This is a genomic window from Chitinophaga sp. (assembly GCF_036569185.1).
Classification (GTDB): domain Bacteria; phylum Bacteroidota; class Bacteroidia; order Chitinophagales; family Chitinophagaceae; genus Chitinophaga.
Genome location: NZ_DATCRD010000402.1, coordinates 16,833 through 32,008, shown reverse-complemented (window position 1 = coordinate 32,008; position 15,176 = coordinate 16,833). Strand labels below are relative to the sequence as shown.

Sequence of the window (15,176 nt, the reverse complement as noted above, 5' to 3'; positions counted from 1 at the left end):
GCCTACATCCGATGTATATTTTTGCAGTCAATAACATCAGTATCTCTGAGGCCTTGATGCTCCGGTTGAAGGACGTGCCGTAAATTAGTAGCGATAAGTCAGCTCCAACAAAAAAGTAATTTCACGCTTTGACAGCATATTTAGATGATCTGAAATTTATGCCTCACCAACCGGATCAGGTGGATCCCGGTTATCTTTTTATATAAAAAAAAAAAGCCGCATAAATCCTGTGATTTAAGCGGCTTTAATTTCCTTTGATGATTTAGTAGTGATCCCGCTGGGACTCGAACCCAGGACCCATACATTAAAAGTGTATTGCTCTACCAACTGAGCTACGGAATCCTTTGCTGTTAAGCGGTTGCAAAAATAGGAATATTTTTATTTCTGCCAAACTTTTATTGAACTTTATTCCCAAACCTAATCCCACTAAGTATTATAACACTCCTTACTCAAAAATAGTTCATCACATTTCTGTAAATGCCTTATAATAAATTGATGTTACTCACCTATTTTTGTGGGGCTAAAATATACCCATGAAAACATACTTTCAGAATAAAACGGTAGTTATCACCGGCGGATCATCAGGAATTGGGAAAGCGCTGGTAACGGAAATGCTGGCGCATGGCGCCAATGTAGCAGTGTGTGGCAGAAAACAGGCAGCGCTCAGTGAACTGCAGCAACAGGTGAACAGCAGCCAGCTGTTTACTTTTGTGGCAGATGTAAGTGTAGAGGCCGACTGTAAAGCATTTATTGAAAGTGTGATCAGTAAGTTCGGGAAAATAGATATCCTGGTGAATAATGCGGGTATTTCCATGCGGGCTCTTTTCCGCGACCTGGATGTGAGTGTATTGAAATCGCTGATGGATATTAATTTCTGGGGCACGGTATATTGTACCAAGTTTGCTTACCCTTCTATCCTGGCTAATAAAGGAACCATTGTGGGCGTATCTTCTATTGCAGGTTACAGGGGTTTGCCGGCACGTACCGGTTACTCTGCCTCCAAGTTTGCCATGCAGGGTTTCCTCGAAGCGCTGCGTACCGAAAATTTACATACAGGCGTTAACGTGATGTGGGTATGCCCCGGCTTCACCGCCTCCAATATACGTAACACAGCGCTTAACCCACAGGGGCAGGCACAAAGCGAAACCCCGCTGGACGAAGGTAAGCTGATGACTGCAGAAGCAGTAGCGGCGGAAATTGCGAAAGCTATTGCAAAGCGTAAACGCACGCTGGTGCTTACAGGCCAGGGCAAACTTACGGTGCTGCTAAGTAAACTCCTCCCCGGCTTCCTCGACAAAATGGTGTACAATCACTTTAAAAAAGAACCCGGTTCCCCGCTTCAGTAATAAACTGTAGCCGTTAACGTTAGTGCAAAAATTTCCGTTTAAAATACCGCCGCCTCGGCTTTTTTATCGTTATTTGCACTAAGTTTATTTCACTTAACCCCCAATGGCATCTTTTTTGGAAGGAAAGCGCACTTTTAATTTGCCATTCCGGATAATTGAAAAACTGCAGGGAATGAATGGGTGAGTTTTGAACACTGGGATTTGGATTTAGATTTTCGGGCATGTCCATTATAACTTTAACATCAGACATAGGGATGCAGGATTACCTGGTAGGTGCCATCAAAGGGCAGCTCTGGCAATACTGCCCGGAATGCCATGTTACAGACATCACCCATCATATCAGCCCGTTTAATTTGCCACAGGCTACTTATATCTGCAAAAGCGCTTTCTCGTATTTCCCGCTGGGCACCTTCCATTTTGTACTGATCAATTTATTCGACAGGCGGCCAGACCATGTATTGGTAGCAGAACATAACGGGCAATATATTGGCTGCGCAGATAATGGACTCCTCACCATGATTGCCGGTGGTATGCCGGAAAAAGTGATTAAGATCCCCCTCCCCCCGGAGGCGCCTAAAAATACTTTCACCATCATCCAGCTGCTGGCCGTGGTAGCCAGGGAACTAAGCCGTGGCAGGGCGCTCGGGGAACTGGGCCCGCTTACGCAACAGATCCAGGTAAAGCATAACCTGCAGCCACTTGTGGGCGACGACTTTATAGAAGGACAGATCATTCATATCGACAGCTTCGAGAACGTGGTGGTCAATATCACCCGGCAGCAGTTCGATATGCAGTGCAAGAACCGGAAGTTCCGCATCTTCTTTCGCCGCGATGAGGTGATCAGCCAGATCAGCGAAACCTATGCAGACGTGCCCGAAGGCACCAAGCTCGCCCTCTTCAATGCTGCCGGTTACCTGGAAATAGCCATCAATAAAGGAAATGCAGCCGGCCTGTTCGGCCTGCAGGGATTCCGCCGCGATCAGCTTACACAGCCGGCCGGTTACCAGCAGCTGTCGTACTACCAAACTGTCAGAATAATTTTTCAATGATTAACCGTATCGTTAAAATGGAATTCGACCCGGGGAAAGTAAAGGCCTTTCGGGAACTCTTTGCCAAACAACAGGAACTCATCCGCCATTTTCCCGGGTGCCTCCACCTTGAACTATGGGAACACGCCGCCTCCGGTAATACCTGGTTCACCTTCAGCCAATGGGAATCGGAAGCCGCACTCGAAAAGTACCGGCAATCCCCCCTCTTCCGCGAAACATGGGCGGCCACCAAGGTGCTTTTTAATGCCAAACCCGCCGCCTGGACGGTTCAAACTACCGTAAGCCTGTAATTTATAATGCTTTTTTAATCTCCCGGAAAACGCCCTCCGGGCGCCCGGATCCTGCTAGCCAAAGGCTAACAGCCAAAAAGATATTTACAAAAAGTTAAAACTGTTCACCAGATTAGCATAATTTGCTGTTTTTTATATTTTTGTCGGACCTTAAAACAACCTTATGAATTTCAAAAGGACCAACAACATGGTCGGCTGGGTCATTTGCATCATTGCCTGCTTTGTTTACATTAAAACGATGGAAGCTACAGGCAGCTTGTGGGACTGCGGCGAGTTTATTTCAAGTGCTTACAAAGTACAGATCCCCCATCCGCCCGGAGCACCATTGTTCGTGTTGCTTGGAAGATTGTTTAGTATGTTCCTGAAACCATCTCAGGCTGCCCTTGGCGTAAATACCATGACAGCCCTGGCCAGTGGTTTCACTATCCTGTTCCTGTTCTGGACCATTACCCACTTCGCACGCAGGCTGATGGTAAAAGCCGGTGAAGAGATCTCCCGCGAAAAAATGATCGCTATCATGGGCGCAGGCGCTGTAGGCGCACTGGCCTATACCTTCTCCGATTCATTCTGGTTCTCCGCTGTGGAAGGTGAAGTATATGGTATGTCCTCTTTCTTTACCGCTATCGTATTCTGGGCCATCCTGAAATGGGAACATGAAGCAGATGAACCTTATGCCGACCGCTGGATCGTACTCATCGGGTACCTCCTCGGCCTCTCTATAGGCGTCCATCTCCTCAACCTCCTCACCATCCCCGCCATGGTAATGGTGTACTACTTCAGACGCTTTAAGGTTACCGGCTGGGGCACGTTCTGGGCTTTCATAATAGGTTGCGGCATCACCGGCCTGGTACAGAAATACCTCATCCAGGATACTGTAAAGGCTTCCGGGTATATGGACGTATTCTTCGTAAATTCTCTCGGAATGGGATATTTCTCCGGATTTATCTTCTATTTCGTACTCATTATAGCATTGCTCATTATAGGATACCGTAAACCAAAGTTCGGTATCTACGCTCCCTTCATTGTTATTGCCACCATCATCGTGGTGCCTGCATTTAACGAGCCAAGCAGCGGCGCTATCTTCTTCAAATTCTTACTGGCCGCTTTCTTTGTAGCCATCCCCTACCTGCTGAAAGCAGTAGGCGTGAAAATGGAAGTGTCCAAAACCGCGCATTTCAGCCGTCTTACTATTTCCTTCGTGCTGTTCATGCTGGTTGGTTACTCCACTTATATCACCACCATGGTACGATCTACTGCCAATCCTTCAGTAGATATGTATAATGTAGATAATCCCATCTCCCTGGTAGGTTACCTGGGCCGTGAACAATACGGCGATTTCCCGCTGGTATATGGCCAGGTGTTCACCGCCCGTCCAACCGGGTACAAGGAAGGTGGTAACATCTATGCACGTGGCGCTAAAAAATATGAAGTGGCAGGCAAAAAGATGGAACCGGAATATGATCCGTCTGATATGATGCTGTTCCCCCGCGTATGGGATGCCAGCAACGACCAGGGCCACGCAGATTACTACCGCACCTGGCTGGGCCTACAACAGGGCGAAAAACCCGGCTTTGGCGATAACATCAAGTTCTTCCTCCAATACCAGGTGAATTTCATGTATGCCCGCTATTTCCTGTGGAACTTTGTGGGTAAACAAAACGATACCCAGGGCTATGGTAACGTTCGTGATGGTAACTGGATCTCCGGTATTCCGTTTATCGATAACTTCTTATATGGCGATCAATCCATGATGCCAGACAGTTTGAAAGATAACAAGGCGCATAACACCCTGTTCTTCCTGCCATTCATTCTCGGCGTTATCGGTTTCTTCTATCAATATAATAACCACCGCAAAGATACTCTCATTGTATCCCTGCTGTTCTTCTTTACCGGTTTCGCTATCGTCATTTACCTCAACCAGGCAGGTAACCAGCCGCGTGAACGTGACTACGCCTATGTAGGCTCCTTCTACGCCTTTGCTATCTGGATCGGTTTGGGCGTGCTGTCGGTATATAATTTCCTGAAGAAGAAAACAAAGAGCGCACTCTCTCCTGTATTGGCTACTGCCATCTGCCTGCTGGCAGTACCGGTGCTGATGGCCTTCCAGGAATGGGACGACCACGACCGCTCTACCAAATACGTAGCCCGCGACGTGGCAAAAGATTACCTGGAATCCTGCCAGAAAAACGCGATCCTCTTTACCGTAGGTGATAACGATACCTACCCGCTGTGGTACGCACAGGAAGTGGAAGGCATCCGCCCGGATATCAGGGTGATCAACCTGAGCCTCCTGGGTGTGGATTGGTACATCGACCAGATGCGCAGAGCCGTAAACCAGAGCCCTGCCATTCCGATGACCTGGTCGGCCGATAAATACAAAGGTGAAAACCGCAACTATATCCGCTTCTTTGATCCGGGAAATATTCCTGCCGATAAATACTTTAACCTGAAAGAGATCATGAACTTCATGGGAAGTGATGATGTGAACAGTAAAGTAACCACGCAGGATGGCGGATCAGAAAACTTCCTGCCTACCCGCCAGCTGTTTATCCCGGTAGATAAACAGGCGGTTCTCGCCAACGGTGTGGTAGCGGCGAAAGACAGCGCCAGGATCCTGGCCTCCATGCCTTTCAAGATCAGTAAAAGCTACCTGCTGAAAAATGACCTTGCAGTATATGACATCATCGCTGCCAACGATTGGAAACGGCCTATCTATTTCACCAGCCCAACCGATCTTGGCCTGAACGACTACATGCAAACCGATGGTCTTACCTACCACCTGGTGCCTTTGCCTAAAGCTACCTCTACTGATCCGCTGGGCATGGACATCAATGCGAACGTAGGTGTGATGTACGATAACCTGATGCACAAATTTGAATTTGGTGGCGCACAAACCCGCGGTACCTACTTCGATGAGCCCAACAGGAAAATGATCATGTACCTCCGCCAGGCATTTACCAAACTCTCTGTAGCCATGACACAGGAAGGAGCTGCAAAAGACAGCGCCCTTAACGTGCTTCGCTACATGGACAAGAACATCATGGAAACCAACTTCCCATATGCCCTCACCACTCCGGGCAATATGCACAACTACACTTCTATTCAAACCATCTATGCTTATTACATGGCGGGTGATGCAAAGAGAGCAGAAGAGTTGTCGAACCAGGTGATCAAGGACTGTGAGCAGCAATTGCGCTACTACAGCTCCCTGCCGCCAAGCAGAATGACCAACGATTTACAGCGCGATGGCCAGAATGCACAGCAGTTCATTACCTGGTTAAACCAGATGAAAGGCGAATTTGGCCCTAATGGTACCCGCAGAAATAAGGATGGCGCCGTACAGGTGAATACGGAAGACTCCACCCCGATGCCAAAACCCGCAGACTCAGCGAAATAATCGCACTACCTTTTATAAAGCAGAAAGCCCGGACCAGTTGGTCCGGGCTTTCTGCTTTATAAATTATAATTATTCTGCTCTCCAACTCTTTACCGGTGCTGCCACCGCTATACAGGCAATTACAACAGGCACATTATACTCCACCACAGCTACTTTTGGAAGGAAATCCCGGCGCGTGGTAAGTGCCGGTGAAGCCGGCGCCACGCCAACAATACTGAGCAGGGTTCCGAATGATAATTTGAGGTGGCTGTTCATCATAACCGGAAGTATTGCGCCTGGTCCGCAAAACCGGACGAAATAATATTTATTTATTTTCAGGGAGATACAACAATGATAGTGCCTCCTTGTGTCCGGTAAAGCACAGGGGCTTTACTGGTACCGGACAGCCACAAAAAAACCGGAGATCCCGGCCTGGCCGTTATCTCCGGGTTCATTATCCGTAAGTACAACTAATGTCTACAGGTTGCTGACGATAGATCTCCAGAAAGCAGCACTTGCTTTCACTTCAGGCACATTGTTATCCCAGTTGTATTCGTATTCTGCGGAAAACAGCCCTTTGAATTTCTGTTTTTTCAGTGTCTCCATTACTTTAGGCATCTGGCTTACACCGTTGCCCCAAACTACATCATGGGAATCGGGAGATTTGTCGTTCAGGTCCTTGAAGTGCAGGCTTACAATATGACCGTCCAGTTTCTTGATGCATTCAACAGGATCCAGCCCGGAGCGTACCCAGTGACCTATATCCGCGCAGGCGCCCATTAATTTGCTTCTGCCTTTGATGGCTTCCAGCACGATGTCGGGATTCCAGTAACGGCTCGGCTTCGGGTGATCGTGGATCGCCAGTTTGATCTGGTATTGATCGCACAGGGAAGAGATCAGGTCCAGGTCTTCCGGCTTAGGCTCGGAAGTAATGCTCTGGATACCCATCCTGTTGGCGAAGTCGAACAGCATGCGCCATTCCGCCTCTGATCCCGGTACTACCACCCCAAATGCGATCAGCGTTTTGTGCTTCTTTTTAAACAGTGCTTTTACTTCCTCCTGTTTGGCTGGCGACATATGGTAATCGAATTTACCTTCGATGCCACCACCAATTACCTGTCCGGGAAAAGCTTCCACATACTGGATCCCGCAGCTGTCCATCTTATCCAGCGCCTCTGCCAGCGTAAAATGATTGAACGTCCAGGCCTGCGCCCCCAGCTTCCAGCCCAATGCATCTGCCCTGGCCTGTCCCGCTGCAGAATTTGCAAATAATGCAACCGCCAGTCCGCCTGCCAGCATCAACGCATTTCTCAGTTTTTTCATATAGCTATTTTTTTGATGATTGAAAGTAGTTGCTTTCAATGGAAAATGCAAGCTTTAAGCGAAGAAAATCGCCTTCGGCGATGAAATTGTCTTGGAGCAGGATTAACCTGATTATACTGATTTTTCTGATTTTTCTGATTGATTGTGTGAGATTTTTAAGATTTAAATGGATAATTATCTTTCGAAATCCTTTTAAAATCAATATAATCAATCAAAAAAATCAGTATAATCAGGTTAATCCTGCTCCAAGACAATTTCATCGCCGAAGGCGATATCCGCGAAAAGTGGTAAATTTAATGCAGAAGATGAGCTAAGCTATGAGAGGAATACAATTTACCAGGTTCAACCCGGACGACAACAGGCAACCACCTTTCCAGAAACTACTGGACCTTTTTACTCAACTCCTTACATACACCAGCGGAGACGTATCAGAAGCCCTTCAATGGCTTACTGAGCTGGACAATGAGTACAATCTCACCAGCCAGGAATATGGTATCGGCGATTTTATACAGGAGCTAAAGGATAAAGGGTACATCCGTGAAAACGAGGAAAGCGGCGCCATAGAAATCACTTCCAAAGCAGAACAAACCATCCGCAAAAACGCATTGGAAGAGATCTTTGGCAAACTGAAGAAATCAACTACCGGCAATCATAATATCCGCAAATCAGGCATGGGCGACGAGCTCAACGCAGAAACCCGCCCCTTCGAATTTGGCGATGGCGTGGATCAGTTGGATATTACCGCCTCCATCCGGAATGCACAGATCAATCACGGGATCGACAGTTTCTCCATCCAGCAGGACGACCTGGAGGTAAAGGAAACCGACTTCAAAACGCAAACGTCTACCGCCCTGATGATCGATATCTCGCACTCCATGATCCTTTACGGGGAAGACAGGATCACGCCCGCTAAAAAAGTGGCCATGGCCCTCGCGGAACTGATCACTACCCGCTACCCGAAGGATACCCTGGATATTATTGTGTTTGGAAACGATGCCTGGCAGATAGAGATCAAAGACCTACCCTATCTGCAGGTAGGCCCCTTCCATACCAATACCGTGGCAGGCCTGGAACTCGCTATGGACCTGCTCCGCCGCCGGCGCAACCCGAACAAGCAGATCTTTATGATCACAGATGGAAAACCTACCTGCCTGAAAATAGGATCACAGTATTATAAGAACAGCTTCGGGCTCGACAGGAAAATACTTAACCGTACCCTTAACCTCGCCGCCCAATGCAAAAAACTGAAAATACCTATCACCACCTTCATGGTTGCCACCGATCCGTGGCTGCAGAAATTTGTACAGGAATTTACCGAAACCAATGCCGGTAAAGCCTTTTTTTCCGGCACTGATAAACTGGGACAATTCCTTTTCCGCGATTTTGAAAGCGGCAAAAGGAAATTTTATTAATAATAAACAGCAGCATAGTTAAAACGGATCCCGCATCCAACGCCAGCTACTGCCAATTTGTAATGCGTAATTATCAAAGATGAATACAAACATAAAAACACTGGGCGAACTAAAGAAAAGTGGCTATAAACCGGTTTCAGTAAAAGAAGAGATCAGGCGTAACCTGGTCAGAAAACTACAGGACAAAGAAGGCACCTTCCCCGGTATTATCGGTTATGAAGATACCGTGATCCCCGATACGGAAAGGGCCTTACTGTCGAGGCACAACATCCTTTTCCTCGGCCTGCGCGGCCAGGCCAAAACCCGCATGGCCCGCCAGATGACCGACCTCCTGGATGAATACATTCCCGTAGTGGAAGGCTCCGAAGTAAACGACGATCCCTTCCACCCATTGTCGCGCTACGCCAAAGACCTGATCGACGAAAAAGGTGATCAGACCCCCATCACCTGGCTTCACAGGAGCGCACGGTACGGCGAAAAACTCGCCACCCCGGATGTTTCCGTGGCCGACCTGGTAGGCGATATAGACCCTATCAAAGCCGCCAACATGAAACTCAGCTATGCAGATGAAAGGGTGATCCACTTTGGTATCATTCCCCGCTCCAACCGCGGCATCTTCGTGATCAATGAGCTGCCCGACCTGCAGGCGCGTATACAGGTATCCCTGTTCAACATCCTCCAGGAAGGCGATATCCAGATCAGGGGCTTTAAAGTAAGGATGCCGCTGGATATCCTGTTTATTTTCACGGCTAACCCGGAAGACTATACGAACCGTGGCTCCATTGTTACGCCGCTGAAAGACAGGATAGAAAGCCAGATCATTACGCACTACCCTAAAACAATTGAAAATTCCCTGCTCATCACCGAACAGGAAGCCGATATACATGAAGACCAGCAAGCTAAAGTGCAGATTGCCGACATGGTAAAACGTCTGATCGAACAGGTATCGTTTGAGGCGAGGGCCAGTGAATATGTGGACAAGAAAAGCGGTGTATCTGCCCGCTTAACCATTGCCGCTTATGAAAACGCGGTAAGCGCAGGCGAGCGCCGCGCCATCATCAACAAGGAGAAAGAAACACAGGTGCGCATTGCTGATCTGCAGGCTATTATCCCTGCTATTACAGGTAAAATTGAGCTGGTATATGAAGGCGAACAGGAAGGCCCCCTCCAGGTAGCCCACAACCTGCTTGATAAAGCCATCCGTACCCTCTTTGCCATCTACTTCCCGAACCCGGACTCCTTTAAGAAAAAGAAAGCCGGCTCCCCTGCGGAAAACCCCTACCGCAGCGTGATCCAGTGGTTCGATAAAGGCAATTCTGTACAGCTTCTGCAGGATATCAGCGATAAACAATATGAGGCCACCCTCAGTAAAGTGGAAGGGTTGAGAGATCTTATCAAAGCCCGCTTCCCTAAAGCCAACAATAAGGAAGCTCTGCTGCTGATGGAATTCGTACTGCACGGTTTATCGTCCTATTCACTCATCAGCAAAAAAGTAGTGGAAAACGAAACCCGCTTCAGCGACCTGCTCGGCACCATGATGAACTTCAGCCTGGGCGGCGAAAGCGAGGAACCCGAGGAATAGCGGAGGGGATCGCCTCCGGTGATTGTCCTGGAGCAGGATTACGCTGATTATACTGATTATTCTGATTGATCATTTTGAATTTTAATGGATTTGGGGAGATATAAGCGAATGTTTTCGCTCATATCTCCCCAGATCTTTTAAGATCATCTATAAAATCTAAAAAACAAAATCAAACAAATCAGTATAATCAGCGTAATCAGCGTAATCCTGTTCCAAGACAATTTCCCGCGCCGAAGGCGCGCACCCGCTTATATCTCCCCAATGTTCGCCAAATTTCAGCAATAAAATCAGCGAAATCAGTGAAATCATCATAATCCTGAGTAAGACAATCTCCACATTTTTCCCTATTTTGTATTTTTAATTGTCATTTTAACAATTCCACAAACGTTTTATTACATGAACAATTCCCGTAGAAACTTTATCAAATCCGCCTCCACCCTGATGGCCGGGGCAGGATTGGCATCCGCGCTGCCCGCCGGGTTGCATGCATTTCCGCTACGTACCGTAGCGCCCAGCGACCGCCTTAACGTAGCTGCCATAGGCATTAACGGTATGGGCTGGGCCGACCTTACTTCTTTGCTGAAAAACCCGGCCGCACAATGCGTAGCGCTCTGCGACGTAGACAAAAACGTGCTGGACAAAAGGGTGGCAGAGCTGGCACAAAAAGGCATTAAGGTAAAGGCCTACAGCGATTACCGCAAGCTGCTGGAAGACAAGAATATTGATGCCGTGGTAATTGGCACCCCCGATCACTGGCATTGCCTGCAAATGACGGATGCCTGCTCCGCCGGCAAAGACGTGTATGTAGAAAAGCCGATGGGCAATTCTATTGTAGAATGCCGCTCCATGGTAGCAGCGCAGCAGAAGTACAATCGCGCTGTGCAGGTAGGCCAGTGGCAGCGCAGCCAGCAGCACTTCAGGGATGCTATCGAATTTGTGCACTCTGGTAAGCTTGGCCAGGTACGCCTCGTAAAAGCATGGGCTTATATGGGCTGGATGAAGTCTATCCCCGTAAAACCGGATGGCACGCCACCTGCAGGCGTGGATTATAAAGCCTGGCTGGGACCCGCCACTACCCGCCCCTTCAACCCTAACCGTTTCCATTTCAACTTCCGCTGGTACTGGGATTATGCCGGTGGCCTTATGACCGACTGGGGCGTTCACCTGCTCGATTATGCGCTGCTGGGTATGAAGTCCGCTGCGCCCAAATCCATTATGGCCGCAGGCGGTAAATTCGCTTATCCTGACGATGCTGCTGAAACGCCGGATACACTCACCACTGTATATGAGTTCGATGGCTACAATATCCAGTGGGAACAAGCTATCGGCATTGATGGCGGCCCTTACGGACGCGATCACGGCATTGCCTTTATTGGCAATAACGGCACACTGGTACTGGATCGTGGCGGATGGGAAGTGATACCCGAAAAAGGAAAAATGGAAGCTGTGCCACGTCAGAAATCAGTGGATAATGGCCTCGACCTTCATACCACCAACTTCGTGGAAGTAGTGAAATCCCGCAAACTGGACGACCTCCATGCTTCCGTACAGGTAGGCTCCCTGGTAGCTACCACCGCACAGATGGGTAATATCGCCTATCGTACCGGCAAAAAAATATACTGGGATCAGGCATCAGGCAAATTCACCGACAGCGACGCCAACAAACTGTTAGCAGCGCAATACCATAACGGGTATCATCTGCCTAACGTTACTGCCTGAACGAAAATATCTTCTTAACATCTTTATGAAAAAATATAAAAGACATATGCGTACGTTACTGCTATCTGCCTGTACCCTGCTCACGGTGGCTGCCACCGCGCAAAACAAGCAGATGAAACCGGAAGAAACAGAAGTTTGGGAGCCGGTGCCAAAAGTAATTACACCGGGCACAGAAACCCTTACCGCGCCTTCTGATGCCATTATACTTTTCAACGGTAAAAACCTTGACAGCTGGGAATCGGAAAAAGGAGGCCCTGCAACATGGGAAGTAAAAGATGATGCGATGACCGTTACAAAAGGAGGAGGCGTTATCAAAACAAAGCAACAGTTTGAAGACTTCCAGCTGCATATTGAATGGCGCACGCCCGCAGAAGTAAAAGGTGAAAGCCAGGGACGCGGCAACAGCGGCGTTTTTATGCAGGAGCAATACGAACTGCAGGTGTTGGATAACTACAACAACCGCACCTATTCCAACGGGCAGGCCGGCAGCTTTTACAAACAAAAAATTCCCCTGGTAAATGCCTGTAAAAAACCAGGCGAGTGGCAAACCTATGATGTGATCTGGACCGCTCCCCGCTTCAACGACGACGGTTCCCTGAAATCCCCGGCGAGAGCCACCGTACTGCAAAACGGCGTACTGGTACAGAATAATGTGGAGCTGGAAGGTAAAACAGAATATATAGGCAAACCAACCTATGTAAAACACGGTGCTAAATCTCTTGCACTGCAGGACCACGGTAATCCCGTAAGCTTCAGGAATATCTGGATAAGACCCCTGTAAGCCATCTCCTTAAAAAAAGCAGCGAAGGAAAAATCCTTCGCTGCTTTTTTTTAAGTTAAAGTGTCGGCCGCCTCGATATTCAATGATAAATACACCGCATCACTGATGGGATTATCGTAATACGCTGCTATCGGCTGAAACCCAAGCGACGTGTACAAATCAATTGCAGGGCGCATATGCGCCAGTGTATCCAGCAGGATCCGCTTATAACCAAGCTCCCTGCTTTCTGTAATAGCCGCGCTGGCAAGGGCTTTTCCCACACCATGGCCTTTAAATGCGTCCTTTACGAAAAGACGCTTCATTTCTGCAGTACTGTTGTCGAATGATCTGATGGCCACACATCCGGCCAGTTGCCCGTCTACCAAAGCCAGGAACAACGCTCCGGTGGGAGCCACATACACACCCGGCAGGTTCGTTAGCTCATCTTCAAATTGCTGAAAGCTAAGGTCTACATTCAGCCAGTTGGCATATTCGCGGAAAAGCAGCTTCACCTGGTTCAGGTGCTTGGAATCTTCGGCGGTTACTTTAATAATCTCTGTCATAACCACTTCTTTTTAATGTATATAAAACGCAACAAGCCTTCTGCATGCAGAAGGCTTGTTGACCGGAAAATGTTGGCAGCTCCATGTTTTAATAGAAAATGCCGCCGATATCTTTATTATCAATTACACGCGCTGTGTTTAGGTAGCTATAGTAAATTATTGATAAATCTCTTGCCTTCTGATAACCTCACCTGCCTCTTGCGGGGTATGCAATATAAGCTTTTGAGTTGACATTTCAACATAGTTTGTATTATTTCTTTTTTATCCCGGTAAGCAGCCACCGGCGTGTATTTCAGCGCCAATAGCAGGATCGGGGCAGGAGGTAAAAAAGAAAAGCCGCGGTTCACGCGGCTTTGAGAAAGATATCCGGAGGTTCCGAGCGGATTCGAACCGCTGTACGAGGTTTTGCAGACCTCTGCCTAGCCACTCGGCCACGGAACCATCATTTTAAGGATGTTCGCCGGAAGTCCCCACTGGCGTACATCTCATTCGTTTTGTGGGATTGCAAAAGTAGTGAATTTCTGATAACCACCAAATATTATTTAAAAAATATCTGAAAAAATATTTTGATAATATGGCAGAACAAAGGAATATTGACACTGGAAATGTTGATTTGCGAATAATAAAAATTAGTACAAATGGATCATCGTATTGCAGAATCAGAACTGATCATCAACAGCCGCGGAGCCGTGTATCACCTGGATGTAAGACCGGATGAACTGGCTCATACTATTATCACCGTTGGCGACCCAGACCGTGTAGGTGCAGTAAGTAAGCACTTTGATAAAGTAGAAAGTAAACATCAGCACCGCGAATTTGTAACGCATACCGGCTATATCGGCAACAAGCGCCTCTCCGTGGTTTCCACCGGTATTGGCACCGATAATATCGACATTGTGCTCAATGAACTGGATGCGCTCGTAAATATAGATTTTGAAACCCGCCTGGTAAAACCGGCCCTTACTTCCCTGCAGATTATTCGTCTTGGTACGTCGGGAGCGCTGCAGGAAAGCATCCCGGTAGACAGCTTCGTGGTGTCATCGCATGGTCTTGGCCTCGACAACCTCATGAATTACTACGCATTTGAAAATACCAGCGCAGAAAAACAACTGCTGCAATCTTTCCGCGGACAGGTATTCCTGCAGCCGGGAGGCGCCAATCCATGCCTCTTTGAAGCATCCGCCGGATTGCAGGCGCTGTTCACGGAGGGTTTTCATACAGGCATCACCGTTACCTGCCCCGGGTTCTATGCGCCACAGGGGCGCGTACTCCGTGGCACCCTGTCGAACCCCGACCTGATCGATCACCTCACTAATTTTAACTACGAACATCACCGCATCACCAACTTTGAAATGGAAACCTCTGCCATCTACGGCATGGGCCGTGTACTGGGGCATGAATGCCTTTCCATCAGCGCTATCGTTGCCAACCGTATCCGCAAGGAATTCAGCAAAGATGGCGGTGCTGCGGTGGCGGCGCTTATTGAAAAAGGGCTCGGTGTGATTGCGGCTATGTAGTCGCCTCCGGCGACTACGCGGATGTTGTCTGACTCAGGATTAAACTGATTTTGCTGATTAGCCGGATTTTATTTTTTTGATTTTAAAAAGATTAAGGGAGATGAAAGCGAATATATTAGCAGATGTCTTTCTAAGGTTGTAATCGAATATACTTGCCCAATATTTTTTTAGAGGGCTGAAATTTAGAAAACTTAGGGAGATATAAACAAATATATCTATTACCAGTATCTTCAAAAATC

General features: G+C 47.9%; 12 protein-coding genes and 2 tRNA genes. 9 read left to right on the top strand and 5 right to left on the bottom strand.

Translation table 11 applies throughout. The features are described 5' to 3' along the window. Positions 1-269: 269 nt before the first annotated feature. A tRNA-Lys gene (locus VIM72_RS30420) sits at positions 270-342 on the bottom strand. Between the two features lie 191 nt (positions 343-533). On the opposite strand from VIM72_RS30420, the gene VIM72_RS30415 reads away from it, so the two are divergent. The 4 genes from VIM72_RS30415 to VIM72_RS30400 all read left to right on the top strand — a co-directional run bounded on the left by VIM72_RS30415 (position 534) and on the right by VIM72_RS30400 (position 6,082). After that, positions 534-1,346, top strand: a complete 813-nt coding sequence (locus VIM72_RS30415) for an SDR family oxidoreductase (protein WP_332006560.1) — start codon at positions 534-536, stop codon at positions 1,344-1,346. A gap of 221 nt (positions 1,347-1,567) precedes the next feature. After that, on the top strand, positions 1,568-2,395 hold the full coding sequence (locus tag VIM72_RS30410; protein ID WP_209859065.1) for an SAM hydrolase/SAM-dependent halogenase family protein: 828 nt from the start codon (positions 1,568-1,570) through the stop codon (positions 2,393-2,395). Further along, positions 2,392-2,685 carry an antibiotic biosynthesis monooxygenase family protein gene (locus tag VIM72_RS30405; RefSeq protein ID WP_332006559.1) on the top strand — a complete coding sequence of 98 codons (294 nt, stop codon included), beginning with the start codon at positions 2,392-2,394 and terminating at the stop codon, positions 2,683-2,685. The genes VIM72_RS30410 and VIM72_RS30405 overlap by 4 nt, the downstream gene beginning before the upstream one ends. Before the next feature lie 163 nt (positions 2,686-2,848). After that, a complete protein-coding gene (locus VIM72_RS30400; protein WP_332006558.1) occupies positions 2,849-6,082 on the top strand; it encodes a DUF2723 domain-containing protein in 3,234 nt (1,077 codons plus the stop codon). A gap of 69 nt (positions 6,083-6,151) precedes the next feature. Here the strand turns inward: VIM72_RS30400 and VIM72_RS30395 are convergent, their stop codons facing one another. After that, the gene (locus VIM72_RS30395) at positions 6,152-6,340 is read right to left on the bottom strand and encodes a hypothetical protein (RefSeq protein ID WP_332006557.1); all 189 of its coding nucleotides are present in this window, start codon (positions 6,338-6,340) and stop codon (positions 6,152-6,154) included. A gap of 198 nt (positions 6,341-6,538) precedes the next feature. Beyond that, positions 6,539-7,384 carry a sugar phosphate isomerase/epimerase gene (locus tag VIM72_RS30390; protein WP_332006556.1) on the bottom strand — a complete coding sequence of 282 codons (846 nt, stop codon included), beginning with the start codon at positions 7,382-7,384 and terminating at the stop codon, positions 6,539-6,541. A gap of 317 nt (positions 7,385-7,701) precedes the next feature. On the opposite strand from VIM72_RS30390, the gene VIM72_RS30385 reads away from it, so the two are divergent. From VIM72_RS30385 to VIM72_RS30370, 4 genes are all read left to right on the top strand, one after another. Further along, positions 7,702-8,796: a vWA domain-containing protein gene (locus VIM72_RS30385; protein WP_332006555.1), complete on the top strand. Its 1,095-nt coding sequence runs from the start codon at positions 7,702-7,704 to the stop codon at positions 8,794-8,796. A 79-nt stretch (positions 8,797-8,875) separates the two neighbouring features. Continuing rightward, positions 8,876-10,378, top strand: a complete 1,503-nt coding sequence (locus tag VIM72_RS30380; protein WP_332006554.1) for a sigma 54-interacting transcriptional regulator — start codon at positions 8,876-8,878, stop codon at positions 10,376-10,378. A gap of 396 nt (positions 10,379-10,774) precedes the next feature. After that, complete coding sequence (locus VIM72_RS30375) at positions 10,775-12,097, top strand: Gfo/Idh/MocA family protein (RefSeq protein WP_332006553.1); 1,323 nt, start codon at positions 10,775-10,777, stop codon at positions 12,095-12,097. A gap of 46 nt (positions 12,098-12,143) precedes the next feature. After that, a complete protein-coding gene (locus VIM72_RS30370) occupies positions 12,144-12,878 on the top strand; it encodes a DUF1080 domain-containing protein (RefSeq protein WP_332006552.1) in 735 nt (244 codons plus the stop codon). Between the two features lie 50 nt (positions 12,879-12,928). Here VIM72_RS30370 and VIM72_RS30365 read toward each other — a convergent pair whose 3' ends face one another. Next, positions 12,929-13,420 (bottom strand): GNAT family N-acetyltransferase, encoded by a 492-nt coding sequence (locus tag VIM72_RS30365; protein WP_332006551.1) that lies wholly within the window; start codon positions 13,418-13,420, stop codon positions 12,929-12,931. Between the two features lie 370 nt (positions 13,421-13,790). After that, positions 13,791-13,861: transfer RNA gene (locus VIM72_RS30360), tRNA-Cys, on the bottom strand. Positions 13,862-14,058: 197 nt separating this feature from the next. On the opposite strand from VIM72_RS30360, the gene VIM72_RS30355 reads away from it, so the two are divergent. After that, positions 14,059-14,937 carry a nucleoside phosphorylase gene (locus VIM72_RS30355; RefSeq protein WP_332006550.1) on the top strand — a complete coding sequence of 293 codons (879 nt, stop codon included), beginning with the start codon at positions 14,059-14,061 and terminating at the stop codon, positions 14,935-14,937. The last annotated feature ends 239 nt before the right edge of the window (positions 14,938-15,176 follow it).